The sequence below is a fragment of the Kitasatospora sp. NPDC094028 genome, assembly GCF_049543595.1.
GTDB lineage: Bacteria > Actinomycetota > Actinomycetes > Streptomycetales > Streptomycetaceae > Kitasatospora.
In genome coordinates this window covers 115,935-139,863 of sequence record NZ_JBMVFA010000012.1, presented here as the reverse complement: position 1 = coordinate 139,863, position 23,929 = coordinate 115,935, and the positions used below count along the sequence as shown (strand labels likewise).

The window sequence follows — 23,929 nt, the reverse complement described above, 5'->3', positions numbered from 1 at the left end:
CCAACCGGGAGCGCCGCCAAGCGAGTTGAGCCGACCGCAGCGGTCCCGGCCACCGGGTCGGGGCGCCTTCCCCAGCAGACGTGATCGTATTGTCTTGCATTGCTCTGCAAATGTATGCCAGAGTTCAGGCATCGGATACGTCGAGATCCCAGACGTCGCTCACACCGACATCGCCAGGGTCCACGTCGCCCGGTCCACGTCGCAAGTCAACATCGCTGAGTCAGGAGCCCGCGCCGCGCGGGTCTAGGGTGCACCCATGTCGAAGGTCTTGAGCAAGCTGCCGGTCGGTGAACGGATCGGTATCGCATTCTCCGGTGGTTTGGACACCTCGGTCGCCGTCGCGTGGATGCGCGAGCACGGCGCCGTTCCCTACGCCTACACGGCCGACATCGGCCAGTACGACGAGCCGAACCTCGCCGACGTGCCGGCCCGTGGCCGCGCCTACGGCGCCGAGCAGGCGCGGCTGGTCGACTGCCGCGCCGCCCTGGTCGAGGAGGGCCTGGCCGCCCTCGCCTGCGGCGCCTTCCACATCCGCTCCGCCGGGCAGACCTACTTCAACACCACCCCGCTCGGCCGTGCCGTGACCGGCACCCTGCTGGTGCGGGCGATGCAGGAGGACGGCGTCTCGATCTGGGGCGACGGTTCCACCTACAAGGGCAACGACATCGAGCGGTTCTACCGCTACGGCCTGCTCGCCAACCCCAACCTGCGGATCTACAAGCCGTGGCTGGACCAGCGCTTCGTCACCGAGCTCGGCGGCCGCAAGGAGATGTCCGCCTGGCTCGCCGAGCGCGACCTCCCGTACCGGGACTCCGCCGAGAAGGCCTACTCCACCGACGCCAACATCTGGGGTGCCACCCACGAGGCCAAGCGGCTGGAGTTCCTGGACGCCTCGATGGAGATCGTCAGCCCGATCATGGGCGTGGCCTTCTGGGACCCGGCCGTCGAGATCGCCACCGAGGACGTCACCGTCGAGTTCGAGTTCGGCCGCCCGGTCCGGATCAACGGCCGGGTGTTCGCCGACGACGTCGCGCTGGTGCACGAGGCCAACACCATCGGTGGGCGGCACGGTCTGGGCATGTCCGACCAGATCGAGAACCGCATCATCGAGGCCAAGAGCCGCGGCATCTACGAGGGCCCGGGCATGGCGCTGCTGCACATCGCCTACGAGCGGCTGCTCAACGCCATCCACAACGAGGACACCCTCGCCACCTACCACACCCAGGGCCGCCGGCTCGGTCGGCTGCTCTACGAGGGCCGCTGGTTCGACCCGCAGGCGCTGATGCTGCGCGACAGCCTGCAGAAGTGGGTCGGCCAGGCCGTCACCGGCAGCGTCACGCTGCGGCTGCGGCGGGGCCAGGACTACTCGGTCATCGACACCCAGGGCCCCAACTTCAGCTACCACCCCGAGAAGCTGTCGATGGAGCGCAGCGTGGACGCCGCGTTCGTCCCGGACGACCGGATCGGCCAGCTGACGATGCGCAACCTGGACATCGCCGACTCCCGCAGCAAGCTGGAGCAGTACGCGGTGCACGGCCAGCTGGCGCCGTGGAGCGGTCTGATCGGCGAGCTGTCCCTGGGCGGGGCCACCCCGATCGCCGCCGGCACCGGCGACGCGGCGGAGTCCACCGCGCTGGACCACGCCGCGATCGAGTCCGGCACCGACTGACCCGTACGGCCCGCCCTGACCGGGCCGTACTCGCCGGGGGCCGCCGCACCGCAGGAGGTCCGGCGGCCCCCGGCCGTCCCGCTCCACCCATCGGCGGCACACCCGCCACGCGTCGGCGGCGCACCGACCGCACGCCAGCGGACACCTACCGCGACCGCCCCCGGTCACCGGATCCGCACGACGCCCCGGCCGCGCACCGCCCGCTCCCCCAGCCGCGCGGCCGCCACCCCGGCAACCGCCGCAGTCGCGCCTCCGGCCGCACCCGCGCCCACCCCCGCACCAGAACCCGCAGCAGAATCCGCTGCGGAGCCCACTGCGGCCGCCGAAGAGGCGCCCGCCACCGGCCGCGCCACCACAGCGTCCCGCAGCATCAGCAGGATCTCGCCGTCGTAGTGCTCCGCGAGCAACCGGGCCAGCCGGGCCGCGCCGCCCGGTCGGGCGTCCGGGGCCAGCTCCGGCAGCCGGCCCGGTTCGCTGAGGTCCTGGGCCCGCCCGGCCCAGCGCGCCGCGTCGCCCGGCTCGCCCTCGGCCACGTAGTGCACGGCGAGGCAGTGCACGGCCAGTTGGTCCCCGTACTGGGCGGCGATCCGCCACCAGAAGACGCCGTCGCCGGGCCGCCCCATGCCGTAGAGCAGGCAGCCGAGGGTGCGGAGGGCGGTCTTCTCGGCGAGTTCGAGGTCGAGGGCCAGTTCGCCCGGCTCGGCCGCGCCGGCGACGCCGGCGCACAGGTGCCGCAGGTCGCGCCGCAGGTCGGCCCGGCCGCCGGTCCACGGCGGGTCCCCGGAGCCGAAGGCGTGCGGCGGGCGCGCGGCGGAGGGCGGACGGGCGGGCCGCTCGCGGGGCGGCTGGGCGGGCCTGCGGGCGGCGGCGAGGCGTTCGGCGAGCCGCCGGGTGAAGGCCACCGGGTCGTGGTCGCGGAACTCCCGCTCCAGCGCGGCGGCGTGGGTGTCGAGCAGGTCGGCGATCCTCATCCGTCCGCCTCGCCTTCCGGGTGTTCCAGCAGGTACTCCAGGTGGCGCCGCCCGAGGCTGTAGTAGGTGCGGGCGGTGGTGTGCGCGAGGCCGAGCGCCCGGCCGATGTCGGGGTAGGAGAGCCCCGCCTGGCGCAGCCGGACGACGTCGGCCTGGACGGGCGCGGCGCGCGCGAGTTCGTCCATCGCCCAGTCCAGGGCGTCGAGTTCGGCGAGTTCGTTCAGCTCGTCCTGGCTGGTGTCGGGGCGGCGCTGCGCGATGACCCGCTGTCGTTTGCGCTCGGTGCGGCGGCGGTCGCGCAGGACGTCGACGACCGCGTCCTTGACGATCTTGAAGGCGTAGGCCTGCGGGTCGGCGCTGGCCAGGGCGCGGCGCCAGTTCTTGTACAGCGCGGCGCCGGCATTCTGGACGGCGTCCTGCGCGTCCTCGCGGTGGCGCAGGCGCTGCTGGGCGTAGCGGAGGTAACCGGGGTTCTCGTGGGTGAAGAAGGCCTCGAAGTCGGCCGGCAGGTCGGCGAGCGGGTCCGCCCGCAGGGCCCGCTCCTCGCCCGGCCCGGGGGTGCTCACACCCGTCCCCCTTTCGTGGGTCAGCTGGCCGGCCCACCGGGTGGCACGCCGACGGCCCGTGGAAGGGCTCGTGGTGTAAACCGTCCCGGAGGGGGCGAATGTTGACCGGATCGGGCCGACAATCGGCGAACGTTTCCGTTCACTTTCGAACACCACCGCTGACCTGCCGATTCAGGTCGATCGACCACCACCGGACCGCACGGGAGTGACCCAGATCACACCCCGCCGCCCGCCGACTTGACAGGCCCTACGGCACCGGGTCCACCGCGGCCGAGTCCAGCGCGCCCGTGACCCGGTCCAGCAGCACGCGCAGCGCGGCCATGTCCTCGATCGGCAGGCCGGTCGCGGTGAGCAGCCGGCGCGGCACCTGCCCGGCCCGCGCGCGCAGCTCCGAGCCCTCGGCGGTGAGCCGGACGGTGACCGACCGCTCGTCCTCCGGACTGCGCTCGCGGCGCACCAGTCCGGCCGCCTCCAGCCGCTTGAGCAGCGGCGACAGGGTGCCGGAGTCGAGCCGCAGGCGCTCGCCGATCCGCTTGACCGGCAGGTCGCCGTCCTCCCAGAGCACGAGCATGACCAGGTACTGGGGGTAGGTGAGACCCAGGTCCTTGAGCAGGACGCGGTAGACGCCGCCGAACGCGCGGGAGGCCGCGTTCAGGGAGAAGCAGATCTGCTGGTCGAGGCGGAGCAGGTCCTCGTCCGTCATGCCGGGAAGCGTCGTCATGCCTCCATCCTACCGATCGCTTTCGCGTCATTGAGTTGTGCGCAATTGAATTGCGTGCTTTACTAAATGCACGGCAGGGACGGCCCGGGAAACCGGCCGGCTCAGCCCCTGCCACGGCAGGAACAGCAACGACAGCAGCACTCCGACCGAAGAGCGAAGGAACCGACATGGACGCGATCTACACCGCAGCAGCCACCGCCAACGGCCGTGAGGGCCGCGCGGTGAGCTCGGACGGCCGGCTGGACCTCGCGCTGGCGATGCCGGCCGCGCTGGGCGGCGACGGCAACGGCACCAACCCCGAGCAGCTGTTCGCGGCGGGATACGCGGCCTGCTTCGCCAGCGCCCTCGGCCTGGTGGGCCGCCAGTCCCGGGTGGACACCAGCGAGGTCTCGGTCACCGCGGAGGTCTCCATCGGCAAGGACGGCGCCGGCTTCGGCCTCGCCGTCGTCCTGCGCGTCGAACTCCCCGAGGCGCTCGCGGACGGCAGCGGCGAGCTGCTGGTCAAGCAGGCGCACGAGGTCTGCCCGTACTCCCGCGCCACCCGGGGCAACATCCCGGTCGAGCTGGTCGTCGAGTAACCCTCACGGGGCCGCCCCGGGGGGTCGTGTCCCCTGGGGCGGCCCCGCGGTCACCCGAGCCCGGCGCGGTCACCCGTCACCCGTCACCCGTCACCCGTCACCCGTCACCCGACGCAGTCACCCCGCACCCGGCGCACCCGGCCCGTTCGCCGAGCGCAGCGTGTCGAGTCTGTGCCGGTACTCGTCCGCGTCGATCTCGCCGCGGGCGAATCGCTCCGCGAGCAGTTGCTCCGGCGTCGGCCCGTAGACCCCCGGCGGGCCGACCGCGCCGGAAGGACCTCCGCTCCCACCGCCCCCGGTGGGAGCGGCCGCACCGGCCGCCCAGCCCGGCGACCCGGCCCCGCCGGGGCCCGCCGAGCCGTGCGGGACCGGTTGCCGCGAGCGCGACACGTACCGGAACAGCGCGACGGCCAGCAGCACCAACAGCGCCAGGACCAGCAGTGAGCCGACCGTCATCAGCCCGATGCCCCAGCCGCTCAGCCCGTGGCCGCGCCCGAAACCGTGACCGTGCCCGAAACCGGGCCCGAATCCGTGCCAGTGCCTCATCAGGACCTCCTCCTCCGGCCCCTTCGGGCCCGCCGAGGCGATCAGCGCCTTATCACCATCGTGCGCCCGCGACGGCGGGAAGCGGCATGAGGAAAGCCTGAGAAATCGTTTCGGCACGGAGACCGGGCCTGGCGGGGTACGTTGCGGCCATGACCCACCACCCGCCGCCCGACGAGCGCTCGCCCGAGCGGCTCGTCGCGGCCGGGGTGCTGCGCCGCCTCGGGGACGCCGGCCCCCACCCGGCGCTGGGCGGCTCCCCGATCGGCTACGTCTCGATACCCCTCTGGGCCGAACTGACCGCCTTGGCCATCGCCCCGAACGCGGCCGAGGCGACCGCCACCGCCCTGCTGCGCGCGATCGCCGACCAGGCGGTGGACGCGGCGCTGGCCCCCGGCAACGAGCGCGCACCCCGCGACGACCTGTACGTGGCCGATCCGGCGCACATCGGCCCCTACCGGCGCACCGTCTGGTTCCAGCGCAGCGGCCCGCACGGGCCGATCACGGCCTCCTTCCCGCCATGATCACGGCACCCCGCAGCCCACCTCCACGCCGGGAACGAATGCCACGGGCACCGGAACCGGAACCGGAACCGGCGCCCCGGAATCGGCACCGACACCGGCACCGCCGCCACCCGTCACCGCTCGACCTGCAGGCTGTGGCAGACCCAGCTGAGCCGGTCCGGCCCGTCCAGCGGCGGCCGGTCGTGGTAGATCCCGTCCGCCACCGACAGGTTGACGATCAGGTAGGCGTGCCAGCCCGCCCCGACCCCGTGCAGGTCCGCGTAGACCAGCTCTTCCTCCACGTACCAGTCCACCGAGTGCGCGCCGAGCACCACCCGCAGGCCGAAGGTGGCCCCGGGGCCGACCCCGGCGCTGCCGCCGTGCCAGTAGCGGAAGCCGCCCCGGACGTGGTTGGAGATCTCCAACAGGTCCGGGTTGTCGGGGTGGTACTCGAAGACGTCCACCTCGTTCCCGCCGTCCCGCCAGGTCCAGATCGCCGGCCAGGCGCCCAGCTCGACCGGCAGCGTCACCCTCGCCGAGAGCACGTCCCCGGTACGCAGCTGGAAGCCCTCCGGACTTCCCTCCGTGGTGAGCAGGTTGCAGGTCCACAGGCCGCCGGCGCGCCGCCGGCGGGCGGCGAACACCCCGCCGGGGCAGTAGCCGTGGCTCAGGTAGTCGAGCTTGTGGTCGCTCCGGTTGGTCGGCCCCATTCTCGGGTAAGCGCTGGTGCGCCCGGCGATCCACTGTCTGGTCGAAGTGAAGTCCGCGTCGAACACGACTGTCACGGCCGCCTCCCCATGCCTCCGGCGCCCCGGCAGTCCGACCCGCCGGGCACACAGAGTGAGTTACCCGATACACTCCGCAGTATGCGAAGTGGACCACTCAGGTCCGCACCGCGCGCCGTCGAACCACCCCAGCCGCGCCGTCGACCGGCCGTCGACACCGCCCGCGCCGTCCGGGCACCTCTCAGGTCCGGCCACCCCGCGGGCCGTCATCCGACCGGGGTCGGCGCGTCGCCCGCCTCCAGCCGGTCGGTCACCGAGACCACGCCGTCCACCGAGCGGCACAGGTTGAGCACGATCGGCACCAGGTGCGGCTCCGGCACCGTCCCGCTGAGCACCACCCGGCCCTGGTCGACCTCCACCCCGACCTGCGCCGGGCTGACCCCCTCGATCCGGCCGAGCACCTCCTCGACGATCTCCCGCCGGATCACCACGTCCTCGCGCAGGAACACCCGCAGCAGGTCCCCGCGGCTGACCATGCCGATGACCCGCCCCTCCTCGTCCAGCACCGGCAGTCGCTTCAGCCCGTGCCGGCTCATCAGCCGGGCGGCCGCGACCACGCTGGTGCCGGGCGTGGTGCAGACCGGCTGCGCGGTCATCAGATCGGCGGCGGTGACGGCGCCGCCGCGGCCCGCCCGGGCCGGTTCGGGGGCCGGCAGCAGGCTGTGCGGGTCCTCCTGCGCGGCCAGGGTGCGCAGCAGGTCGGCCTCCGAGACCACGCCGAGCGGCCGCCCGTCCGGGTCCACCACCGGCATCCCGGTGATGTCGTACTCGGCCAGCAGCGCGACGATCTCCCGGAACCCGGTCTCGGGCGCGATCCGCACCACGGGGCTGGTCATCACAGATTCGACGGTGGCATGCCGCACGCCGGTTCACCTCGTCCACCACGCTGGTCCGGCCGGGCGCGGATCGGCCCGGACGGCACCGGCCCCCGGCCGGTACCGGCAGCATCGCGCCCGGCGGCCCGAAAGGCCAGGGGCCAAGGGGCCGAACGGGTGGGACCTTGGCCCCTGAGCTGCGAACACGCGCCGAACGCGGCATTCCACCGGCCTCCCGCCCCCGCAGACCGCCGCCGCCGAATCGCCGGCGGCAAGGACGACGGCACCGGGCGGGGCGAGCACGCCACGGAGCCCCGGTGCGCGGCCGCGGACCGGCGGACTCCACGGACGACGCAACCGTCACATGATCGACTCGTTGGACCGTCCACCACGACAGTACGGGCGGATCCGGGAGGGCCTGTTGGCAGGACGGACGGTGGGCGCGCCACGGCTGCGCCCGGGCGTGGCGGAGCGCCCGGTGGCCCGGGCGGAGGCCGCGTTGGTGCGCCACTACCGCCGGCTGGTCCGGCTCGCGTACCTGGCGTTGCCCGCCGACCGGGACCGGCACAGCCGGGTGCTGGCGGCGCACGCCGCCGTCCAGCACGCCCTGCCCTCCCGCTGGTCCCGTCGCACCGGGGCGCCGCCGCCCGCCGGCCCCCCGTCCACCACGACGCCCACGACGCCGGCAGCTCCGGCAGCTCCCACCGAGGACGAGATGTACGCGGCACTTCGCCTGCGGGTGCTGCGCGCCGCGCTGCGGCCGCGGCCGGTGCGGCGGGTGCTGGCGCCCCGGGTGTGGGGTCTGCGGCTGTTCACGCCGCACGGCGGGGAGGAGGACGCGGCCCTGGACCGCGCGCTCGCCGCGCTGGACGCCCAGGCTCGGGCCGCGTTCGCGCTGCGCGCCGTGGAGGGGCTGGGCGCCGGGGCCGCCGCCGACGTGCTGCGGCAGGCCGGCGCGGCGGGGCCGGAGGCGGCGGTGGCGGTGGCGGCCGCCGCCGAGGTGCCCGCCGGGCCGGGGCCGGACGCGCCCGCCTTCGACCCGTGCGCGGTCCGGGTGCAGCCCACCGACCTGCTGCGCCGCCGCCGTTCGCTGACCGCCGCGCTCGCGGTGGGCGTGCTGGGGCTGACCGGCCCGGCGGCGGTGCTGGGCGCCGCCGGCCCGGCCGGGCCCGCCGCCGGACCGCAGGCCGCGCCGCCACCGGGCGGAGCGACCGATCCGGGCCGGCTGGTCCGGGTGGCACCGGACGCGTGGCAGCACACGACGCGGGTCGACTTCTCGGCCTGGCCCGCCCGGGGCAACCGCCGGGACGACGGGGCACTGCTGGGCCGCGCGCTGGCCGCCTGGGCCCAGCCGGGCCCGCGGACCCGTGCCGAGCCGGGTACCGACGCCTCCCCGCCGACCGCGCCGCCGCACCTGCTGTTCGCCGACACGGTGGACGGAACCGGCGTGGTGGTGCTGTTCGACGGGCAGCGGATCGCCCGGTACAGCGACGGCCGGGACGGCGGCCTGGACCTCGCCCGCGCCGACGACGCGGACCCGGCGACGGCGGGCGCCGTGGTGCTGCGCCGTCAGGGCACCGCCGTCCGGTACCTGCTGGCCCCCTGGGTGGAGGACGCGGACACCCGCCGGATCGACCAATCCGACGCCCCCGCCCACCCGTTGGAGCGCCCGGACGGGGTGACGGCCGCGGCGCCGGGCGGCGGGTTCGCCGACTGCCGGGGCGCCACCGTGCTCCACCTGCACTCCGCGCCGCAGCTCGCGGAGCGGTCCGGCTTCCTGCTGGCCGACCTGGGCGGCCTCGTCCCCGCACACCTCACCTGGTCCCCGCCGCCGGACCGCACCCAGCCGCAGTCACCGCCCCCGGCCCAAGCCCAGCCCCCGACCCAGTCCCTGTCCCAGTCCCCGCCGCAGTCCCCGTCCGAGGCCACCGGCCAGGACGCCCTGCAGGCCTGGGCCCGCGCCGGCTGCACCGCCCCGGACGGCACACCGGGCGTCCGGCAACTGAGCCTGTGGGCCTTCGCGAACCAGCAGCTGCCGCAGAACGCGGGGGCCGCCGCCTGGTACTGCCTGCGCGCCGACCGCTGGGACGGCACCGGCAGCGCCGCCACCGCCGTCCTGCTGCCGTCCTCCCGCACCCCGCAGCGCACCGGCGGCGGCCCGGGCCGGGCCTGCAGCCGCTTCGAGCCGGACGTGGCGGCCTGGGCCTGGTGGCGCTCCCCGCAGGGGACGGAGTTCCTGCTGGCGGCGGGCAGCCGGCGGGTCGCCCGGCTCACCGTCAAGGGCCCGGACTGGTCGGCCGACCGGGCCGTCCCGGACCGCACCCTGGCCGTCGAACGCCCCGGGCCCGCGGCCGTCCAGGTCGAGGCGGTGCTGGACGGCGGCGCCCGCATCACCCCGCCGCACTGACCCGCGACGCCCCGTCGTAGTCCGGCAGTTCGACGCTCGACACCTGCTTGCCCAGTTCCAGCATCCGCCGCAGCACCCAGCGCCGGTTGAGCAGCCCGTTGCGCAGCCGCAGCCCGGTCGCCGTGCGCGGCGCCAGGAACGGCCCGGTGCGGTCGCCGCCCTTCTGGCAGCCCCGGGCGTAGTCGCGCAGCAGCCGCTCGTACCGGGCGAAGGCGGTGCGGTGGTCGCCGCGGGCCCGGGCGAGTTCGCCGGCCAGCACGTACGCGGCCACCACGCCGGTGCCGGTGCCCATGCCGCCGATGGTGGCACCGCAGGCGGCGTCGCCGAGCAGGGCGATCCGGCCATTGGACCAGGCGGGCAGGTCGGCGCGGCTGATGGCGTCGAAGTACGGCTCGGGCGCGGCGTCCAGGCTCGCCAGCAGTTCGGGCACCCGCCAGCCGAGGCCCGTGAAGGCCTGCCGGACCAGGGCCTTCTGCTGCTCGGGGTCGTGCCGGTCGTACGCGACCTCGGGCGAGGCGAAGAGGCAGAAGGCCCTGGCCCGGCCCGGGTCGCGGTGGTCGGCGCCGAGCGAGGCGAGCCGGCCGGGCACGTTGAGCCCGACCGATCCGGTGGGCGGCGGCGTGCCGTCGTTCGGCAGTTCCCAGGTGGCCGCGTAGTAGCCGAGGTGGCGGACGTAGCGCTGTTCCGGGCCGAAGGCGAGCCGCCGGACGGTGGAGTGCAGTCCGTCCGCGCCGATCACCAGGTCGACGTCGCGCGGCGCGCCGTGCCGGAACTCGACCCGGACGCCGCTCGCGTGCTCGGCCAGCGCGGTGATCGAGTCGCCGAAGACGTACTCGGCGCGGGCGCTGCTGTGCCGGTGCAGCAGCCGGGCCAGTTCGCCGCGCGGGAGTTCCACCTCGCCGCCCGCGAACTCGGCGGGCAGGTGGAGCAGTCGGCGGCCGTCCGGGTCGACGAAGGTGATCGGGCTGCCGCCGGTGTCGAGTGCGCGCAACTCGTCGAGCACGCCCATCCGTTCCAGGACGGTCAGGTGGGTGCGGCCGCGGAAGTCGACGTTCTGGCCGCCGCCGCGCAGCGCGGGCGCGCGTTCGACGACGGTGACCGCGAAGCCGTACCGGCCGAGCCAGTGGGCCAGGGCAGGGCCGGCGATGCCGGCACCGGAGATCAGGACCGTGGTGTTCACGGCGCTCATGGAGGTCCGCTCCGTTCGACGATCGGGGAGCACAGCAAAAACTGCGTCCACTGGACACTATTTCTTGCTGTGTACGGTAGACGCAGTTGGGTCGAACAGACAATCCCCGGACGGGAGCGGCACGTGAGCGAGACGGCGGACGACACCCTGCGACTGCTCTGGGGGCCTCCGGCACGACCGACCCGCGGCCCGAAGCCGGCGCTCAGCCTGGAGCGGATCGCGGCGGCGGGCGTCGAGATCGCCGATGCCGAGGGCCTCGCCGCGGTCTCCATGCAGAAGGTGGCCGGGCAGCTCGACTTCACCAAGATGTCCCTGTACCGCTACGTGCCCGGCAAGGCCGAACTCGTGGCGCTGATGGTCGAGTCGGCGTCCGCCGAGCCGCCCGCGGCCCCGGACGGGGCCGACTGGCGGGAACAACTCACCGCCTGGGCACTCGCGTTGACCGAATGCTTCGCCCACCACCCGTGGCTACTGGACGCCACGGTCGGCCCCCGGCCGGTCGGACCGCGCGAACTCGCCTGGCTGGAGCGGGTGGTGGCGGTACTGGAGGGCAAGGGCCTCACCGGCCCCGAGCGGATGGACGCCGCCGCCCTGCTCGCCGGACACGTCCGCGGCATCGCCCTCCAGACGCGCGCGGCCGGGCCCGGCGGCTCCCCGGAGGCCGAACTCCTCGCCGCGCTCGGGTCCGTGGTGCGGCAGAACGCCGACCGCTACCCCGCGCTGGCCGACGCCATGGCCGACCCGGACGGCCGCGACCGGGCCCTCGGCTTCGGCCTGGAGCGCATCCTGGACGGCCTCGCCGCGCTGATCGACCGGCGGACCGGCTGCGGCGGACCGGCCGACGACGCGCGATAACCGCTGGGGCCAGGGGCGTTCGACGCACTAGCATCGGCCGCCGTGGCCATGTTCGTGCATCTGACCGCCGCCGCGAACACACCGCGCATCCGCCGCACCGGCATCCGGGCCGACAGCCGGGGCCAGGGCGACGTGCGCGGGGTGTACTGCTTCCCGGTGCTGCCCTCCTACACCCTGACCCACCAGTGGCTGCGCGAGCTGGCCCGGTTCCACCCGAAGGGCGCGCTCGCCGCGGTGCACGTCCGGCTGGACGACGCGCAGGAGGTGCTGGTCGGGCACTACCGGGACCGCGCCAAGGACGCCCAGCGGTGGCTCACCGCCGCCGAGGCGGTCGCGCGGATCGCCGCGCTGCCCGACCCGCGCGGGTGGGAGGTGGTCCTGCCGCGCGCGGTGACGGCCCGCGAGGTGCACCGGGTCCGCGCGGTGCCCCAGGTCGCAGGCTGGCGCTACCTGCCGAACGCGCACGGCACCCGCCCCTGCACGTGCTTCGGCTGCCGACTGCGCGGCGGCTACGGCGACCGCCGGCTGCGCGAGCGCCACCCGCACCCGCTGGACGGTCCGCCGCCGCCCGTCCCGGTGCTGCTCGCCCGGATCGCGGCGGCCGGGGACCCGGGCGACCCGGACGAACTGCGGGCCGCCCTGCACTGGTTCGGCCTGCGCCGGCGCGGCCCGCTGGACGCCCTGGCCCGGCTGGCCGACCACCCGGACCCGGGCGTGCGCAGGGAACTGGTCTGGGCCGTGTACAACTGGTCCACCCCGGGCGTCACCGAGCTGCTGGACGGCCTCGCGAAGGACCCGCAGCCGGACGTCCGCGAGGCCGTCGAGGCGGTCCGGGACTTCTGAGCCGCCCCGCCGCGAGCAGCCGTCAGGAGGTGCGCTTCAGCTGCCAGGAGTTGTTGTTGAAGCTCGGCACCGAGGAGTACTGGCAGCCGGAGCTGTAGAAGCTGCTGACGATCGTCCAGCCGGCCGGCGGGTAGGTGGACGAGCAGGCGTTGACGACCGTGCCCACCGGGAGCCCGGTGAGCTGCTTGATCTGCTTGGAGTTCGGGGCGAAGCCGGAACCGCAGCCGGCGCTGTTCCACCACTGGACGTCCACGAAGCCGGCCGGGGTCAGCGTGGAGGCGCAGACGTTGCTGGTGTCGCCGGGCGCGGCCTGCGCCGGACCCATGGTCAGGGCGAGGGCGGCGGCGGTACAGCCGAGGGTGACGGCGACGGCGCGAAGTCGGGTCATGGGGCGGTTCCTCTCGGAAGTCACGCGGGGTGTCCGCGTCGTGGCCCCCTTTTCTATGCCCGCGGCATACTCCGCGGACAGTGTCTTTCCGGCCCACCCGGCGGCCCAATCTCGCCCCACCCCACCGGGCCCGGGCCTCACTCCCGGTTCCGCCCCCCGCTCCTCGACGTGCCCGTCCGGCCGACCCGGGCGATCATGGGACGAACCGCGTCTTCGACGGGGAAGGTGGACCGCGATGTTCCAGCTCCTGTGGATCCTGATCATCGGCTTCGTGCTGGGCGTGATCGCCAAGCTGATCCTGCGCGGACCGCAGTCGATCCCCTGGTGGCTGACCATGCTGCTCGGCGCCGCCGGGGCCTGGCTCGGCAACGCCGTCTCCGGCTGGATCGGCGTCCGCCACACCTCGGGCATCGACTGGATCCGCCACTTCCTCCAGATCGGCTTCGCCGTCGCCCTGGTGGCCTTCGTCGCACCGGCCTGGACGAAGTCCCGCCCGCCCCGCTGAACCGGCACCGGCCGGAATTGTCAGTGGCAGGTGCAAGACTCCCCTCCGGGCTCGCCGAACGGGCCCGGACGGGAGAACGACGCGATGCGGACGGGCACGACGTGGCGACTGCTGCGCGGCGAGGAACTGCTCGGCGAGATCGTCGTGGAGGAAAGCGACTTCGCCTGGACGGACGGCCGGTTCCTGCCGCGACCGGGCTTCGCCGAGGTGAAGCCGTGGTTCGACGAATCGGCCGCACTGGTCGACGCCGAGGAGTACGAGGCGTTCGAGCTGGCCTACGACCGGATCGACGGCGCCCTCACCCTGGTCGGCCCGGCCGGGCCCGCCGCCGAGTTCCTGCTGCACATACGCGGCGACCGCGCGAGGTTCCGCTGGTCGGACGAGCCCTTCGACAACGACGAGGGCTGACCCGGCTCAGCCGACGTGGACGGCCGGGCGGCGGCTGCGGTCGGGTTCGGCCTCGCGCAGGACCTCGCGGGTGACGGGGGCGATCTCGCCCTGGCCGAACAGGAAGAACCGCAGGAACTGGGCGAAGGGGTTGCCCTCGGTCCACTCGAAGTAGATGTGCGGCTGCTGCCCGGTCAGGTCGCGCACCTGGAGCAGCAGGGCGGCCAGCGCGTTGGGCACGCTGGAGCTCTGCAGTGCCAGCACCCGGTAGCGGTCGTGCAGCACCTCGCCGTGCACGGTCAGTTCGGCCTCGAAGTCGGACGGGTCGAGCACGGTGACCTCGACGAAGACCAGGTCGTCCTCGGCCGGGATGTCGTTGTCCTGGCGGATCTGACGGAGCTTGTCGCGGTACTCGGCGAGGTCCCGGCTGTTCGGCTCGTTGGCGATCAGGCGCAGCGGGCGGTGCGTGTAGTCCCGGACGAACCGTTCCGCGACCTCGTCCAGCTCGACGCTGGTGACGCGCAGTTCGAAGGACCGCTTGAGCCGGGACAGGAGGGAGACCAGCACGATGCCCGCGATGAAGCAGGCGCCGATCTTGACACCGTCGCTCCGCTCCACGATGTTGACGACCGTGGTGTAGAGGAAGACGGCGGCGATCACGGCGAAGATGATGGTCCAGCGCCGCTCCCTGGCCTTGCGCGCGGCGATGGTGACGGCGACCGCGGCGGAGCTGATCAGCACCAGCACACCGGTGGCGTACGCGCCGCCCTGCGCATCGACGTTGGCGTCGAAGATCCAGGTGACCAGGAAGGAGATCAGCGTCAGCACGACGACCATCGGCCGCACGGCCCGCGCCCAGTGCGGCGCCATGCCGTAGCGCGGAAGGTAGCGCGGCATGAGGTTGAGCAGACCCGCCATGGCGGAGGCGCCGGCGAACCAGAGGATGGCGATGGTCGACAGGTCGTAGATGCTGCCGAAGGTGCTGCCGAGATTCTCGTGGGCGAGGTAGGCGAGGGCTCGCCCGTTGGCCTGGCCGCCGTTCTCGAAGGCGGCCTTCGGGATGAGCAGGGTCGTGATGAGGCTGGTGGTGATCAGGAAGACGCTCATGATCACGGCGGCGGTGGTGAGCAGGTGCCGGGCGCCGCGGATGCGGCCGGTGGGCTTCTCCTCGGTGTCGTCCGGGTCTCCCTCGATGTGCGGCATCACGGCGACGCCGGTCTCGAAGCCGGACAGGCCCAGTGCGAGCTTCGGGAAGACGATCAACGCCACACCGATCATCGCGAAGGCGTTGCCGTGCTCGGCGGTGAGCCCGTCGGTCCAGTCGCCGAACACGTGCGGCGCCTTGACGACGTGCCAGAGGCCGTTGACCACCACGACGACGTTGAGCGAGAGGTAGACCACGACGAGGAAGACGGCCAGGCCGATCGCCTCGCTGAAGCCCTTGAGGAACACCCCGCCGAGCAGGGCCACCAGGATGAGGGTGAGCAGCACCTGCTTGCCGGACAGGGCGCTGTGCAGGTGCGGGTTCTCGATCAGGTGCGCGGTCGCGTCGGCGGCCGACAGGGTGATGGTGATCACGAAGTCCGTGGCGGCGAAGCCGAGCAGGGCCAGCACGAAGAGCTTGCCCTGCCAGAACGACAGCAGCCGTTCCAGCATGGCGATCGAGCCCTCGCCGTGCGGGCTCTCGACGGCCACCCGCCGGTAGACCGGCAGCGCGCCGAAGAGGGTGACGAGCACCAGGACGATGGTGGCGATCGGGGACAGCAGGCCGGCGGCGAGGGCCGCGATGCCGGGTTGGTAGCCGAGGGTGGAGAAGTAGTCGAGGCCGGTCAGGCACATGACGCGCCACCAGTGCGCGCCCTTCTCGCTCGGGGCCTCCGCGTGCGGTCCGGGGTGCTGTTTGGCCATGTCCGCCAGGCCTTCGAGCATCCACTCCCGGAACCTCGCGCCCCGTGTCGGAGGAGCCACTCCCCGTTCGGCCGAACCCGACGACGCCACGTACACCCCTGTCCACGATCTCGGCCGGCCGCATCGCGGCGCCGGGCCCCCTGGCCGCCGGACGGCGGGCCTGGTCAGGCTAGGTGACCCCGGTGGCGGAGCCGGGGAGTCGGCGCGCGGACACGCCAGGGCGCGCCCGGACGCCGCCCGGACGGCCTCCTCCGGTGGCGCGATCCGTTCGGCCGTGCCGATCATCCGGCGCGGCGGTCGGAATGGACCGCCCGAAAGGGGTAAGGATGTGCCAGCACGTTGACGTGCGGCGTTGACGCGCAGGGACGGAGTTGACGCGCAGGAACGGACGGAACGAGGGAGGCCGCGGTGGCGGAGCCGAGCCGGCGGGGGATTCTGGGCCTGGGCCTGATGGCGGCCGCCGTCACGTCCTGCGGCGCCCACCCGGCGGACCCGGCGCCCGCCCCGCACCCCACACCCGACGCTGCCGGCGCCGGTACCCCGGCCCCCGCCCGGCACGCCGGGGACACCGGCGCCCCCGGGAAGCCGGCCGAACGCGACCTGCCCGGCACGCCCGGCTGGGAGATCACCGACCCGGGCCCGGCCGACGCGATCGAGGGCTTCGCCGACCGGGTCAGCGTGCTGCCCGGCGAGACCTTCGGCCTGCACGTGTCCACCGGCGCCGCCGCGTTCACCGTCTCCGCCTACCGGATGGGCTGGTACGGCGGGGCCCGCGCCCGCCTGGTCTGGCGCCGCGAGCACGTCCCCGGTGCCCGGCAGGCCGCCGCGCACGTGGACGAGGCCACCCGCACCGTACTCACCGGCTGGCAGCGGACCCTGGATGTGGACACCGCCGGCTGGCCCGAGGGCGCCTACCTGCTGCGCCTGGACGCCGAGGACGGCTCCGGCCGCCGCTACGTCCCGCTCACCGTCCGCTCCGCCGTCACGACCGGCCGGACGGTCGTGATGAGCGCCCCGGCCACCTGGCAGGCCTACAACGAGTGGGGCGGTCACAGCCTCTACAACGGGCCGACCGGCACCCTGGCGACCCGTTCGCTGACGGTGGTCTTCGACCGGCCGTACGACTACGACCACGGCGCCGGGCTGTTCCTGGTGTACGAGGCACCGCTGATCGCGCTCGCCGAGAAGCTCGGGCTGGAGCTCGCCTACACCACCGGGATCGACGTGGCCCGCGAGCCCGGCCTGCTGCACGGGGCGAGCGCCGTCCTGTCCCTGGGCCACGACGAGTACTGGTCGCCCGAGCAGCGCGCCCACGTGGCCGCGGCCCGCGACGCCGGGACGAACCTCGCGGTGCTGGGCGCCAACTGCTGCTTCCGCCGGGTGCGTTTCGAGCCGACCGGGCTGGGCCCGGACCGCACGGTGGTCTGCTACAAGGACGCCTGGGCGCAGGACCCGGGTCACCGGGCCGGCGCGCCGGCCACCACCGACTTCCGGGCCGGCCCGGGCGCGGACCCGGAGAGCGCCGTGCTGGGCGTGATCTACGACGGCTACCCGGTGGACGCCCCGTACGTGGTCACCTCGCCGGAGCACTGGCTGTTCGAGGGCACCGGCGTGACGGCCGGGGCCTCGTTCCCGCACCTGGTCGGCGTCGAGTACGACCGGGTCGACACCGCCTTCCCGACCCCGCGCCCGATCGAGGTCGTCGCGCACTCCCCCGTGGTCTGCGAGGGCCGCCGCTCGCACTCCGACACCGCCTACTACACGGTGCCGAGCGGCGCCGGGGTGTTCGCCAGCGGGACGATGCGCTGGGTGGAGGCCCTGGACGCGAACGGCCCCGGCGGCGGGAAGGCCGACCACGGGATCGACGTGCACGCCGGGGACCTGGTGCGCAGGGTCACCGAGAACGTGCTGCGCGCCTTCGCCGCCGGGCCGGCCGGGCGCACCCGCCCGGCCCGGGACAACCTCGCGGCGGTCTACGGCGCGTCCTGACCCGGGGTCAGCCGGTCACCGGGCGACTCACCGGGCGACTCACTGGGCGATCTCGGCCGGGAGCGGGGCGGCGAAGGTCTCCGCCGGGCCGAAGTCCGAGTAGTGGTCCGTGGTCACGACCGTCTTGCCGTTGACCACCATCGACTGCGCGCCGCGCACGCCCCGGCCGAGCCGGTCGATCCACAGCTCGCAGTCGACCCCGTCCACGCCCTGGGCCGCCATCCGCGCGGCGTTCGACGGGTCCGCGAGGCGCACCTGGTCCATCGTCAGCCGGCCGGCGAGGTGGTACACCGGCAGGCCCGACTCGGTCTCCATGCCCTTGCGGGCGGCGGGGCCGCCCGCCAGCAGGGCCTTGGCGTAGGCGGCGACCTGCTCGCCGCTCGCGTCGGCGCCCTCCCCGGCCTGCGGGTCCTTCGTCCACGTGGTCTCGCCCTTGGCCTTGTCCCGGTGGTAGCCGACGCCGTCCACGGTCAGCGTCTCCAGCCAGTTCACCACCACCGATCCGCCCATGACGGTCTTGCCCTCGGTGCGGGCGCCGCGGGCCGGCGTGTAGTAGTTCATCCGGCCAGTGACGGTGATCCGCACCTTCTGGTCGCCGTCCCCCGTCTCGCTGACCAGGACGACGTTCGCGGCGTACGGCGCGCGGGAGCGGTGGGCTATCGCGACCTCCGGGTCGAACGAGCCGTCGGCACCGGCGGGCGCGCCGGTCGCCTCGGCGGTCGCGGTCGCGGTCGCCGCGGCCGTCGCCGTCCCGCTCGCGGCCGCCGTGGCGGTGCCGCTCGCCGTGGCGGCGCCGGTGGCGGGCCCGGAGCCGTTCCCGCCGCAGCCGGTGAGGGCGGTCAGCGCGAGGGCCGTGGCGGCGAGGACCGGCACGGCGGCGGGCAGGGCGGTGGTGCGGCGGATGGTCAAGGAAGCTCCCGGGGCATTGATCCGAACCGGGGAAGGTTGTCACACGCACGCATCGCCGTCGAAACCGGTGCCCGCGCCGCGGGCCCGGCGGGGGGCCGGGTGACACCCGTGGCGGGAGGGAGTGAACCGCGCGGATAGACTCTCACGGTCCATTGGAGAGCAGGTCGTCGCGGACCAGGGATTGTCGGACAAGCCCTGGCGTCCGGCCGGGCCGGGCAGCCGGCCGGAGAGGGCACGAGGGAAACAGAACATGGTCGAGGCCTCCCCCAAGGTCGTTGTCGTCGTCCCCACGTACAACGAACGGGAGAACCTTCCGGTCCTGGCGGGGCTCCTCGCGGACCTCCCGGTGCCCAACCTGCACCTGCTGGTGGTGGACGACAGCTCCCCGGACGGCACCGGCGAGGTCGCCGAGAAGCTGGCCGCGGACGCCGGCGGCACGATCGGCGTGCTGCACCGCACCGAGAAGGACGGCCTCGGCCGCGCCTACCTGGCCGGCATGGCCCGCGCGCTGGACGAGGGCGCCGACGTCGTCGTCCAGATGGACGCCGACCTCTCGCACCCGGCCTCGGCGATACCGGCGATGGTGGACGCCCTGCTGACCGGCGACACCGCCGTGGTGCTCGGCTCCCGCTACGTGCCCGGCGGCTCGACGGCCGCCGAGTGGCCGTGGCACCGCAAGGCTCTCTCCGCCTGGGCCAACTTCTACGTCAACGCGATCCTCGGGCTGGGCGTGCGGGACGCGACCGCCGGGTTCAAGGCCTGGCGGGCGGACACGCTGCGGGCCATCGACCTGCCGAGCGTGCGCAGCAACGGCTACTCGTTCCAGGTCGAGATGAACTACCGCGCCGTCCGGCGCGGCATGACGATCCGCGAGGTGCCGATCCGCTTCGAGGAGCGGATCGAGGGCGCCTCGAAGATGAGCCTCGCGGTGCAGATCGAGTCGGCGCTCGCGCCGTGGAAGCTGCGCTTCGACCGCGACGGCGGGCGCGGCTGACGACCCGAACGGCACGGCCGATCGGCCGGATACCACTCGTCCGGGTACCCGGCGGGCCGATCGGCGGTGTGAACGGCCGCCGCGGGGAAAGAAGGGCCTCATGGCCCTCGTCCCGGAGTCGATCGTCCCGGAGTCCGTCACAGCCCTGGTCCGCCGGGGCGCCCGTGAGCCGTTCGTGGTCCAGACCGTGCGGGCGACGGTGGCCGCCACCCTCGCCTACGCCGTCGCGACCCGGCTCAGCAGCGAGCCCGCCCCGCTCACGGCGCCGCTGACGGCGCTGCTGGTGGTCCAGGTCACCGTCTACTCGACGCTCAAGACCAGCATCCGCCGGGTCAACTCGGTGGTGGTCGGGGTGCTGATCGCGATCGGCTTCAGCGCCGTCGTCGGGCTGTCCTGGTGGAGCCTCGGGCTGATCATCCTGGCCTCGCTGGTGATCGGCCGGTTCGTCCGGGTGGAGGAGTTCGTCCAGGAGGTCGCGATCAGCGCGATGCTGGTCCTGGGCGTCACCAAGCTCGCCTCGCAGGCCTGGGACCGGGTGCTGGAGACGCTGATCGGCGCCGCGGTCGGGCTGGCGTTCAACCTGGTGTTCGCACCGCCGGTGTGGGTGGACACCGCCGGGGAGGCCGTCGAGGGCCTGGCCCGGCGGGGCCGGCAGCTGCTGCTGGACCTCGCCGAGGAGCTGGGCCGGCCCACCCCGGTGGCCCGGGCCGCCGAGCGGCTGCACGAGGCGCGCCGGCTGGACCAGGCGATCGCGGAGGTGGACGCGGCACTGCGCCAGGCCGAGGACAGCCTGCGGTTCAATCCGCGGATCAGCGAGGGGCTGCTGTCCCGGCTGGTGCTGCGCACCGGGCTGGACACGCTGGAGATCTGCGTGGTGGTGATCCGGGTGCTGGCCCGGTCGCTGACCGACCTGGCGAAGCGGCGCGGGCCGGGCGAGCGGCTGTTCCCGCCGGACGTCGCGGTCGGCCTGGAGGAGCTGTTCGCGCACGTGGGCGGGGCGATGGTGAGCTTCGCGGTGCTGGTCACCACCCAGGTCAGCCGGGACGCGGAGGAGGCGGAGCAGCGGCTGGCCGCCGAGCTGGCGGCGGCCTGGGCGAGCCGGGAGAACGTCGCCCAGGTGCTGCTGCGGAAGGTGCAAGAGCATCCGGAGGCCTGGCAGCTGCACGGCGCGATACTGGCCGAGGTGGACCGGATCCTGGACGAGCTGGACCTCGACCACCGCGGCCGGCGGCTGATGGAGGAGCTGGACCGGGCGGCGGTGGCGAGCCGGGAGCGGTTCTCCCGCTTCGACCGGCTGCGCGGACGGCTCCGGGGCGAAGGCGGCCGAAACGGCGGCGGCGGGAGCGGGGAGCGCCCGGCGGCGGGCGCCGGGCGCTGAATCCGTGCGGGATCCTCAGGGCATCAGCCAGGGCTGCTGCGGGAGCGGGTGGCCGGTCTCCAGGTAGGTCTTCAGGTTGGAGAGCACCGCCGACCAGCCCTGTTCGGAGTCGGCCCGCGCAGTCTCGTCGGGCAGGTTCTCGTGGGTGACGGTGAGCCGGGTGAGGTCCTGCCAGCTCTCCAGGTCGAAGGTGACCCGGGAGGGCCCGCCGGCACGCTGCTCCTGCGGCCCGGCCCAGCTGGTGACCAGGCGGACCGGCCGGTCCGCGACCTCGACGATGCCGATCACGTCGGCGATGCCGGAGTCGTCGGTGCGCTGGTGCTCCCAGGGCGTGCCGGGCAGCCAGGTGGAGACGTTGCGGTGGCCCCAGTACAGCCCGGACTCGTCGGCGTTGGTGAGGGCGTGCCAGACCCGCTCGGGGGTGGCCCGCAGGTAGACGATGCCGCGGTGGGTGAGGGTGGCCACGGCGGCTCAGCCCTGGGCCGCGTCGAGCAGCGGCTGGATCTCGATCTTCCGCATCTTCATCATCGCGGCCATCACCCGGGCGGCCTTGTCCCGGTCCTCGTCGCCGACCAGGTCGAGCAGGATCCGCGGGGTGATCTGCCAGGAGAGGCCGAAGCGGTCCTTGAGCCAGCCGCACTGGCTCTCCTCGCCGCCGTCCGCGGTGAGCTTGGCCCAGAGCTCGTCGACCTCCTGCTGGTCGTCGCACTCGACCATGAGCGAGACGGCCTCGGTGAAGGAGAACGCGGGGCCGCCGTTGAGGGCGACGTACGGGCGGCCGGCGAGCTCGAAGTCGACCGTCATGACCGCGCCGGGCTCGCCCGCGCCGGCGTCGGGGTAGCGGGCGACGCGGGTGATCCGGGAGTCGGGGAACAGCGAGGTGTAGAAGGTGGCGGCCTCTTCGGCCCGACCGTCGTACCAGAGGAAGGTGGCGATCTTCTGCATGGGCCGACGGTAGCGCCGGGGTCGGACAGTGCGGCCCAGCCACGGCCGGGGGTCACCGGATCGGCGCCCCCGGCCGGTTGACGACCGGTCGGCCGGTCCCTCAGTGGACCCAGCCCGCGTAGCGCTGGGCGAAGCGCAGGCCGGTGTGCGCGGTGACGGTGACGTCGTAGCGGCCCTGCCCGTCCAGCGGCCAGGACAGCTCGGTCTGCTTGCCGGGCTTGACCCAGACCGTGCGCGCGGTGCCCGCGAAGTCGTTGGGCGCGGCGGTGAAGGCGACGTCGGTGAGGCCGTCGTTGGCGACCTGGAGGGTGAGCCGCAGGTCGCCGCGCAGGTCGGCGGTGACGATCGGCACGCCGACGTCGTTCTGGCCGTCCTGCCCGTCGCGCACGACGGTGCCAGCGAAGCGGCGGACGAAGCCGTCCGGGCCGTGGACGCTGAAGTCGTAGCGGCCGTTGGTGGCGGCCGCGTCCCAGACGTACCGCGCGGTGGCGCCGGGGGCGACGGTGTACGGGGTGCCGGCGAAGGGCAGCGCGATGTTCGGGTAGACGGCGTACGGGAAGGCGACCGAACCGTCGTTGCTCATCGTGCAGGTGACCTTGCCGGTCCTGCGGTCCACCTCGACGTCGGCCCACGGCTGGTACGGCAGCGGGCGGTGCGGGCGCTCGCCGCGCTCCTGGACGGGCATCGACTGGGCGCCGGCCGCCGGCAGGGCGACGCCGGGCAGCTTGGCGCCCGCGTCGGCCCTGGCCATCAGGGCGTTGGTGTCGGGCAGGGGCGGGATCGAGTGGTCCGGGGCGGCGAAGTCGAAGCAGCTGGTGAGGTCGCCGCAGACCGCGCGGCGCCAGGCGGAGATGTTCGGCTCGGCGACCCCGGTGACCAGCTCCATGAAGCGCAGCACCGAAGTGTGGTCGAAGACCTGGGAGTTGACCCAGCCGCCGCGCGACCAGGGCGAGGCCACCCAGAGCGGGACGCGGTTGCCGAGGCCGATGGCGCGGCCGTGGGTGAACTCCTCGGGGGTGCCGGGCTCGGGGGTGGGCGGGACCATGTGGTCGAAGTAGCCGTCGTTCTCGTCGTACATGACCAGGAAGACGGTGTGCTGCCAGACGTCCGGGTTGGACATCAGCGACTGCAGCGCCTGGTTGACCCAGTGCGCGCCGTAGGCCGGGCCGGCCGCCGGGTGTTCGGAGAACAGGTAGGGCGCGACCAGCCAGGAGATCGTCGGCAGGGTGCCGTCCTTGCAGTGGCGGTCGAAGTCGGCGGGGTCGAACTTCGTCATCGCGTTGACGTAGCGCGGGTCGTCGTGCGGGAAGGCGTGGAACTGCTTGAAGTAGGAGAGCGCGTTGTCGTCGTAGTCGCCGGTGCGGTCGTCCTTGCTGGGGTTGTGGTAGACGCGCCACGAGACGCCGGCGGCCTGCAGGCGCTCGGCGTAGGTGGTCCAGTCGGCGACCGGGTTGTCGGTGACCGGGGTGTTGTCGATCCACGGGCCGGTGGTGCCGTCGCGGCCGGGGCCGGCGGTGCCGGTCCACAGGTAGAGGCGGTTGGGGTCGGTGGGGCCGGCGAGCGAGGTGAAGTACGCGTCGCAGAGGGTGAAGGCGTCGGCGAGGGCGTACTGGTAGGGGATGTCCTCGCGGGTGAAGTAGCCCATGGTGCGCTCGCCCTTGGCGGCGATCCACTTGTTCATCGCGCCGTCGTTGATGGCCTGGTGGCCGGTCGCCCAGTCGTGGGCGAGGCCGCCGGCGTTCTGCGCGTTGTACTTCGAGGTGTCCATCCGGTAGGGCAGCATCACGCCGCCGTCGCTGCGCCGGCTGTCGGGCTGGCGGAACACGTCGGTGCCGTCCGGGAATTGGAGGGCCTGCTTGTCACCGAAGCCGCGCACGCCGTTCAGCGTGCCGAAGTAGTGGTCGAAGGAGCGGTTCTCCTGCATCAGGACGACGACGTGCCTGACGTCCTTGATGGTGCCGGTGGGCTCGGCCTCGGGGCGGGCGGCCGCGGCGGGGGTGGCGGCGAGGCCGGTCAGGGCGGTGGCGCCGGCGGCCGCGGTGGCGCCGACGAAGGTGCGGCGGGAGAGCTCGGGCATCTCG

General features: G+C 74.0%; 24 protein-coding genes. 11 read left to right on the top strand and 13 right to left on the bottom strand.

The genetic code is table 11. The annotated features are described in order from the left end of the window. The first annotated feature begins 256 nt into the window (after positions 1-256). Entirely contained in the window at positions 257-1,669 is a 1,413-nt protein-coding gene (gene argG / locus ACPC54_RS20230; RefSeq protein WP_498966456.1) for an argininosuccinate synthase, read from the top strand. A 164-nt stretch (positions 1,670-1,833) separates the two neighbouring features. Here argG and ACPC54_RS20225 read toward each other — a convergent pair whose 3' ends face one another. From ACPC54_RS20225 to ACPC54_RS20215, 3 genes are all read right to left on the bottom strand, one after another. After that, a complete protein-coding gene (locus tag ACPC54_RS20225) occupies positions 1,834-2,640 on the bottom strand; it encodes a hypothetical protein (RefSeq protein ID WP_498966454.1) in 807 nt (268 codons plus the stop codon). After that, positions 2,637-3,206 (bottom strand): RNA polymerase sigma factor, encoded by a 570-nt coding sequence (locus ACPC54_RS20220; protein ID WP_498966453.1) that lies wholly within the window; start codon positions 3,204-3,206, stop codon positions 2,637-2,639. The genes ACPC54_RS20225 and ACPC54_RS20220 overlap by 4 nt, the downstream gene beginning before the upstream one ends. Positions 3,207-3,453: 247 nt before the next feature. Further along, positions 3,454-3,927: a MarR family winged helix-turn-helix transcriptional regulator gene (locus ACPC54_RS20215; RefSeq protein WP_498966452.1), complete on the bottom strand. Its 474-nt coding sequence runs from the start codon at positions 3,925-3,927 to the stop codon at positions 3,454-3,456. A 167-nt stretch (positions 3,928-4,094) separates the two neighbouring features. Here ACPC54_RS20215 and ACPC54_RS20210 point away from each other — a divergent pair, with 167 nt between their 5' ends. Further along, the gene (locus ACPC54_RS20210; protein WP_498966451.1) at positions 4,095-4,505 is read left to right on the top strand and encodes an organic hydroperoxide resistance protein; all 411 of its coding nucleotides are present in this window, start codon (positions 4,095-4,097) and stop codon (positions 4,503-4,505) included. 117 nt (positions 4,506-4,622) lie between these two features. Here the strand turns inward: ACPC54_RS20210 and ACPC54_RS20205 are convergent, their stop codons facing one another. Continuing rightward, the gene (locus tag ACPC54_RS20205; protein WP_498966449.1) at positions 4,623-5,051 is read right to left on the bottom strand and encodes an SHOCT domain-containing protein; all 429 of its coding nucleotides are present in this window, start codon (positions 5,049-5,051) and stop codon (positions 4,623-4,625) included. A 149-nt stretch (positions 5,052-5,200) separates the two neighbouring features. Here ACPC54_RS20205 and ACPC54_RS20200 point away from each other — a divergent pair, with 149 nt between their 5' ends. Beyond that, positions 5,201-5,572 (top strand): hypothetical protein, encoded by a 372-nt coding sequence (locus ACPC54_RS20200; protein ID WP_498966447.1) that lies wholly within the window; start codon positions 5,201-5,203, stop codon positions 5,570-5,572. 113 nt (positions 5,573-5,685) lie between these two features. Here ACPC54_RS20200 and ACPC54_RS20195 read toward each other — a convergent pair whose 3' ends face one another. Both ACPC54_RS20195 and ACPC54_RS20190 read right to left on the bottom strand, forming a co-directional pair. After that, positions 5,686-6,336 carry a LamG domain-containing protein gene (locus ACPC54_RS20195; RefSeq protein ID WP_498966446.1) on the bottom strand — a complete coding sequence of 217 codons (651 nt, stop codon included), beginning with the start codon at positions 6,334-6,336 and terminating at the stop codon, positions 5,686-5,688. A 206-nt stretch (positions 6,337-6,542) separates the two neighbouring features. Further along, on the bottom strand, positions 6,543-7,172 hold the full coding sequence (locus ACPC54_RS20190; protein ID WP_498966444.1) for a CBS domain-containing protein: 630 nt from the start codon (positions 7,170-7,172) through the stop codon (positions 6,543-6,545). A 400-nt stretch (positions 7,173-7,572) separates the two neighbouring features. Between ACPC54_RS20190 and ACPC54_RS20185 the strand changes: the two genes are divergently transcribed. Next, positions 7,573-9,558, top strand: a complete 1,986-nt coding sequence (locus tag ACPC54_RS20185) for a hypothetical protein (protein WP_498966442.1) — start codon at positions 7,573-7,575, stop codon at positions 9,556-9,558. Here ACPC54_RS20185 and ACPC54_RS20180 read toward each other — a convergent pair. After that, positions 9,542-10,747, bottom strand: a complete 1,206-nt coding sequence (locus tag ACPC54_RS20180; protein WP_498966441.1) for an FAD-dependent monooxygenase — start codon at positions 10,745-10,747, stop codon at positions 9,542-9,544. The two genes, ACPC54_RS20185 and ACPC54_RS20180, sit on opposite strands and share 17 nt — an antisense overlap. Before the next feature lie 123 nt (positions 10,748-10,870). Between ACPC54_RS20180 and ACPC54_RS20175 the strand changes: the two genes are divergently transcribed. Continuing rightward, on the top strand, positions 10,871-11,602 hold the full coding sequence (locus ACPC54_RS20175; RefSeq protein ID WP_498966439.1) for a TetR/AcrR family transcriptional regulator C-terminal domain-containing protein: 732 nt from the start codon (positions 10,871-10,873) through the stop codon (positions 11,600-11,602). 48 nt (positions 11,603-11,650) lie between these two features. Continuing rightward, complete coding sequence (locus ACPC54_RS20170) at positions 11,651-12,445, top strand: HEAT repeat domain-containing protein (RefSeq protein ID WP_498966558.1); 795 nt, start codon at positions 11,651-11,653, stop codon at positions 12,443-12,445. 22 nt (positions 12,446-12,467) lie between these two features. Here ACPC54_RS20170 and ACPC54_RS20165 read toward each other — a convergent pair whose 3' ends face one another. Continuing rightward, positions 12,468-12,833, bottom strand: coding sequence for a hypothetical protein (locus ACPC54_RS20165; RefSeq protein WP_498966438.1), 366 nt, complete (start codon positions 12,831-12,833; stop codon positions 12,468-12,470). Between the two features lie 235 nt (positions 12,834-13,068). Between ACPC54_RS20165 and ACPC54_RS20160 the strand changes: the two genes are divergently transcribed. Together ACPC54_RS20160 and ACPC54_RS20155 are read left to right on the top strand one after the other, a co-directional pair. Next, positions 13,069-13,338: a GlsB/YeaQ/YmgE family stress response membrane protein gene (locus ACPC54_RS20160; RefSeq protein WP_498966436.1), complete on the top strand. Its 270-nt coding sequence runs from the start codon at positions 13,069-13,071 to the stop codon at positions 13,336-13,338. Between the two features lie 84 nt (positions 13,339-13,422). Further along, positions 13,423-13,746, top strand: coding sequence for a hypothetical protein (locus tag ACPC54_RS20155; RefSeq protein ID WP_498966435.1), 324 nt, complete (start codon positions 13,423-13,425; stop codon positions 13,744-13,746). A 6-nt stretch (positions 13,747-13,752) separates the two neighbouring features. Here ACPC54_RS20155 and ACPC54_RS20150 read toward each other — a convergent pair whose 3' ends face one another. Further along, positions 13,753-15,654 (bottom strand): APC family permease, encoded by a 1,902-nt coding sequence (locus ACPC54_RS20150; protein ID WP_498966433.1) that lies wholly within the window; start codon positions 15,652-15,654, stop codon positions 13,753-13,755. A gap of 429 nt (positions 15,655-16,083) precedes the next feature. On the opposite strand from ACPC54_RS20150, the gene ACPC54_RS20145 reads away from it, so the two are divergent. Further along, a complete protein-coding gene (locus tag ACPC54_RS20145; RefSeq protein ID WP_498966557.1) occupies positions 16,084-17,622 on the top strand; it encodes a N,N-dimethylformamidase beta subunit family domain-containing protein in 1,539 nt (512 codons plus the stop codon). A gap of 39 nt (positions 17,623-17,661) precedes the next feature. Here the strand turns inward: ACPC54_RS20145 and ACPC54_RS20140 are convergent, their stop codons facing one another. Further along, on the bottom strand, positions 17,662-18,531 hold the full coding sequence (locus ACPC54_RS20140; RefSeq protein ID WP_498966432.1) for a hypothetical protein: 870 nt from the start codon (positions 18,529-18,531) through the stop codon (positions 17,662-17,664). Positions 18,532-18,781: 250 nt separating this feature from the next. Here ACPC54_RS20140 and ACPC54_RS20135 point away from each other — a divergent pair, with 250 nt between their 5' ends. Together ACPC54_RS20135 and ACPC54_RS20130 are read left to right on the top strand one after the other, a co-directional pair. Beyond that, a complete protein-coding gene (locus tag ACPC54_RS20135; protein ID WP_498966431.1) occupies positions 18,782-19,525 on the top strand; it encodes a polyprenol monophosphomannose synthase in 744 nt (247 codons plus the stop codon). Positions 19,526-19,625: 100 nt separating this feature from the next. After that, entirely contained in the window at positions 19,626-20,903 is a 1,278-nt protein-coding gene (locus tag ACPC54_RS20130) for an FUSC family protein (RefSeq protein WP_498966430.1), read from the top strand. Between the two features lie 15 nt (positions 20,904-20,918). On the opposite strand, the gene ACPC54_RS20125 is transcribed toward ACPC54_RS20130, so the two are convergent. The 3 genes from ACPC54_RS20125 to ACPC54_RS20115 form a co-directional block, all read right to left on the bottom strand. Then, entirely contained in the window at positions 20,919-21,368 is a 450-nt protein-coding gene (locus tag ACPC54_RS20125) for an SRPBCC family protein (RefSeq protein ID WP_498966428.1), read from the bottom strand. Between the two features lie 6 nt (positions 21,369-21,374). Further along, complete coding sequence (locus ACPC54_RS20120; protein ID WP_498966427.1) at positions 21,375-21,848, bottom strand: VOC family protein; 474 nt, start codon at positions 21,846-21,848, stop codon at positions 21,375-21,377. A 100-nt stretch (positions 21,849-21,948) separates the two neighbouring features. After that, positions 21,949-23,925, bottom strand: coding sequence for a phosphocholine-specific phospholipase C (locus ACPC54_RS20115; protein ID WP_498966425.1), 1,977 nt, complete (start codon positions 23,923-23,925; stop codon positions 21,949-21,951). Positions 23,926-23,929: the final 4 nt, after the last annotated feature.

Bases quoted from the DNA above. Each gene is read 5' to 3' on its own strand.
- argG (WP_498966456.1), top strand. From the start codon at position 257: ATGTCGAAGGTCTTGAGCAAGCTGCCGGTCGGTGAACGGATCGGTATC.
- ACPC54_RS20225 (WP_498966454.1), bottom strand. From the start codon at position 2,640: ATGAGGATCGCCGACCTGCTCGACACCCACGCCGCCGCGCTGGAGCGG.
- ACPC54_RS20215 (WP_498966452.1), bottom strand. From the start codon at position 3,927: ATGACGACGCTTCCCGGCATGACGGACGAGGACCTGCTCCGCCTCGAC.
- ACPC54_RS20210 (WP_498966451.1), top strand. From the start codon at position 4,095: ATGGACGCGATCTACACCGCAGCAGCCACCGCCAACGGCCGTGAGGGC.
- ACPC54_RS20205 (WP_498966449.1), bottom strand. From the start codon at position 5,051: ATGAGGCACTGGCACGGATTCGGGCCCGGTTTCGGGCACGGTCACGGT.
- ACPC54_RS20200 (WP_498966447.1), top strand. From the start codon at position 5,201: ATGACCCACCACCCGCCGCCCGACGAGCGCTCGCCCGAGCGGCTCGTC.
- ACPC54_RS20190 (WP_498966444.1), bottom strand. From the start codon at position 7,172: ATGACCAGCCCCGTGGTGCGGATCGCGCCCGAGACCGGGTTCCGGGAG.
- ACPC54_RS20180 (WP_498966441.1), bottom strand. From the start codon at position 10,747: ATGAGCGCCGTGAACACCACGGTCCTGATCTCCGGTGCCGGCATCGCC.
- ACPC54_RS20170 (WP_498966558.1), top strand. From the start codon at position 11,651: ATGTTCGTGCATCTGACCGCCGCCGCGAACACACCGCGCATCCGCCGC.
- ACPC54_RS20165 (WP_498966438.1), bottom strand. From the start codon at position 12,833: ATGACCCGACTTCGCGCCGTCGCCGTCACCCTCGGCTGTACCGCCGCC.
- ACPC54_RS20160 (WP_498966436.1), top strand. From the start codon at position 13,069: ATGTTCCAGCTCCTGTGGATCCTGATCATCGGCTTCGTGCTGGGCGTG.
- ACPC54_RS20155 (WP_498966435.1), top strand. From the start codon at position 13,423: ATGCGGACGGGCACGACGTGGCGACTGCTGCGCGGCGAGGAACTGCTC.
- ACPC54_RS20150 (WP_498966433.1), bottom strand. From the start codon at position 15,654: ATGCTCGAAGGCCTGGCGGACATGGCCAAACAGCACCCCGGACCGCAC.
- ACPC54_RS20145 (WP_498966557.1), top strand. From the start codon at position 16,084: ATGGCGGCCGCCGTCACGTCCTGCGGCGCCCACCCGGCGGACCCGGCG.
- ACPC54_RS20135 (WP_498966431.1), top strand. From the start codon at position 18,782: ATGGTCGAGGCCTCCCCCAAGGTCGTTGTCGTCGTCCCCACGTACAAC.
- ACPC54_RS20130 (WP_498966430.1), top strand. From the start codon at position 19,626: ATGGCCCTCGTCCCGGAGTCGATCGTCCCGGAGTCCGTCACAGCCCTG.
- ACPC54_RS20120 (WP_498966427.1), bottom strand. From the start codon at position 21,848: ATGCAGAAGATCGCCACCTTCCTCTGGTACGACGGTCGGGCCGAAGAG.
- ACPC54_RS20115 (WP_498966425.1), bottom strand. From the start codon at position 23,925: ATGCCCGAGCTCTCCCGCCGCACCTTCGTCGGCGCCACCGCGGCCGCC.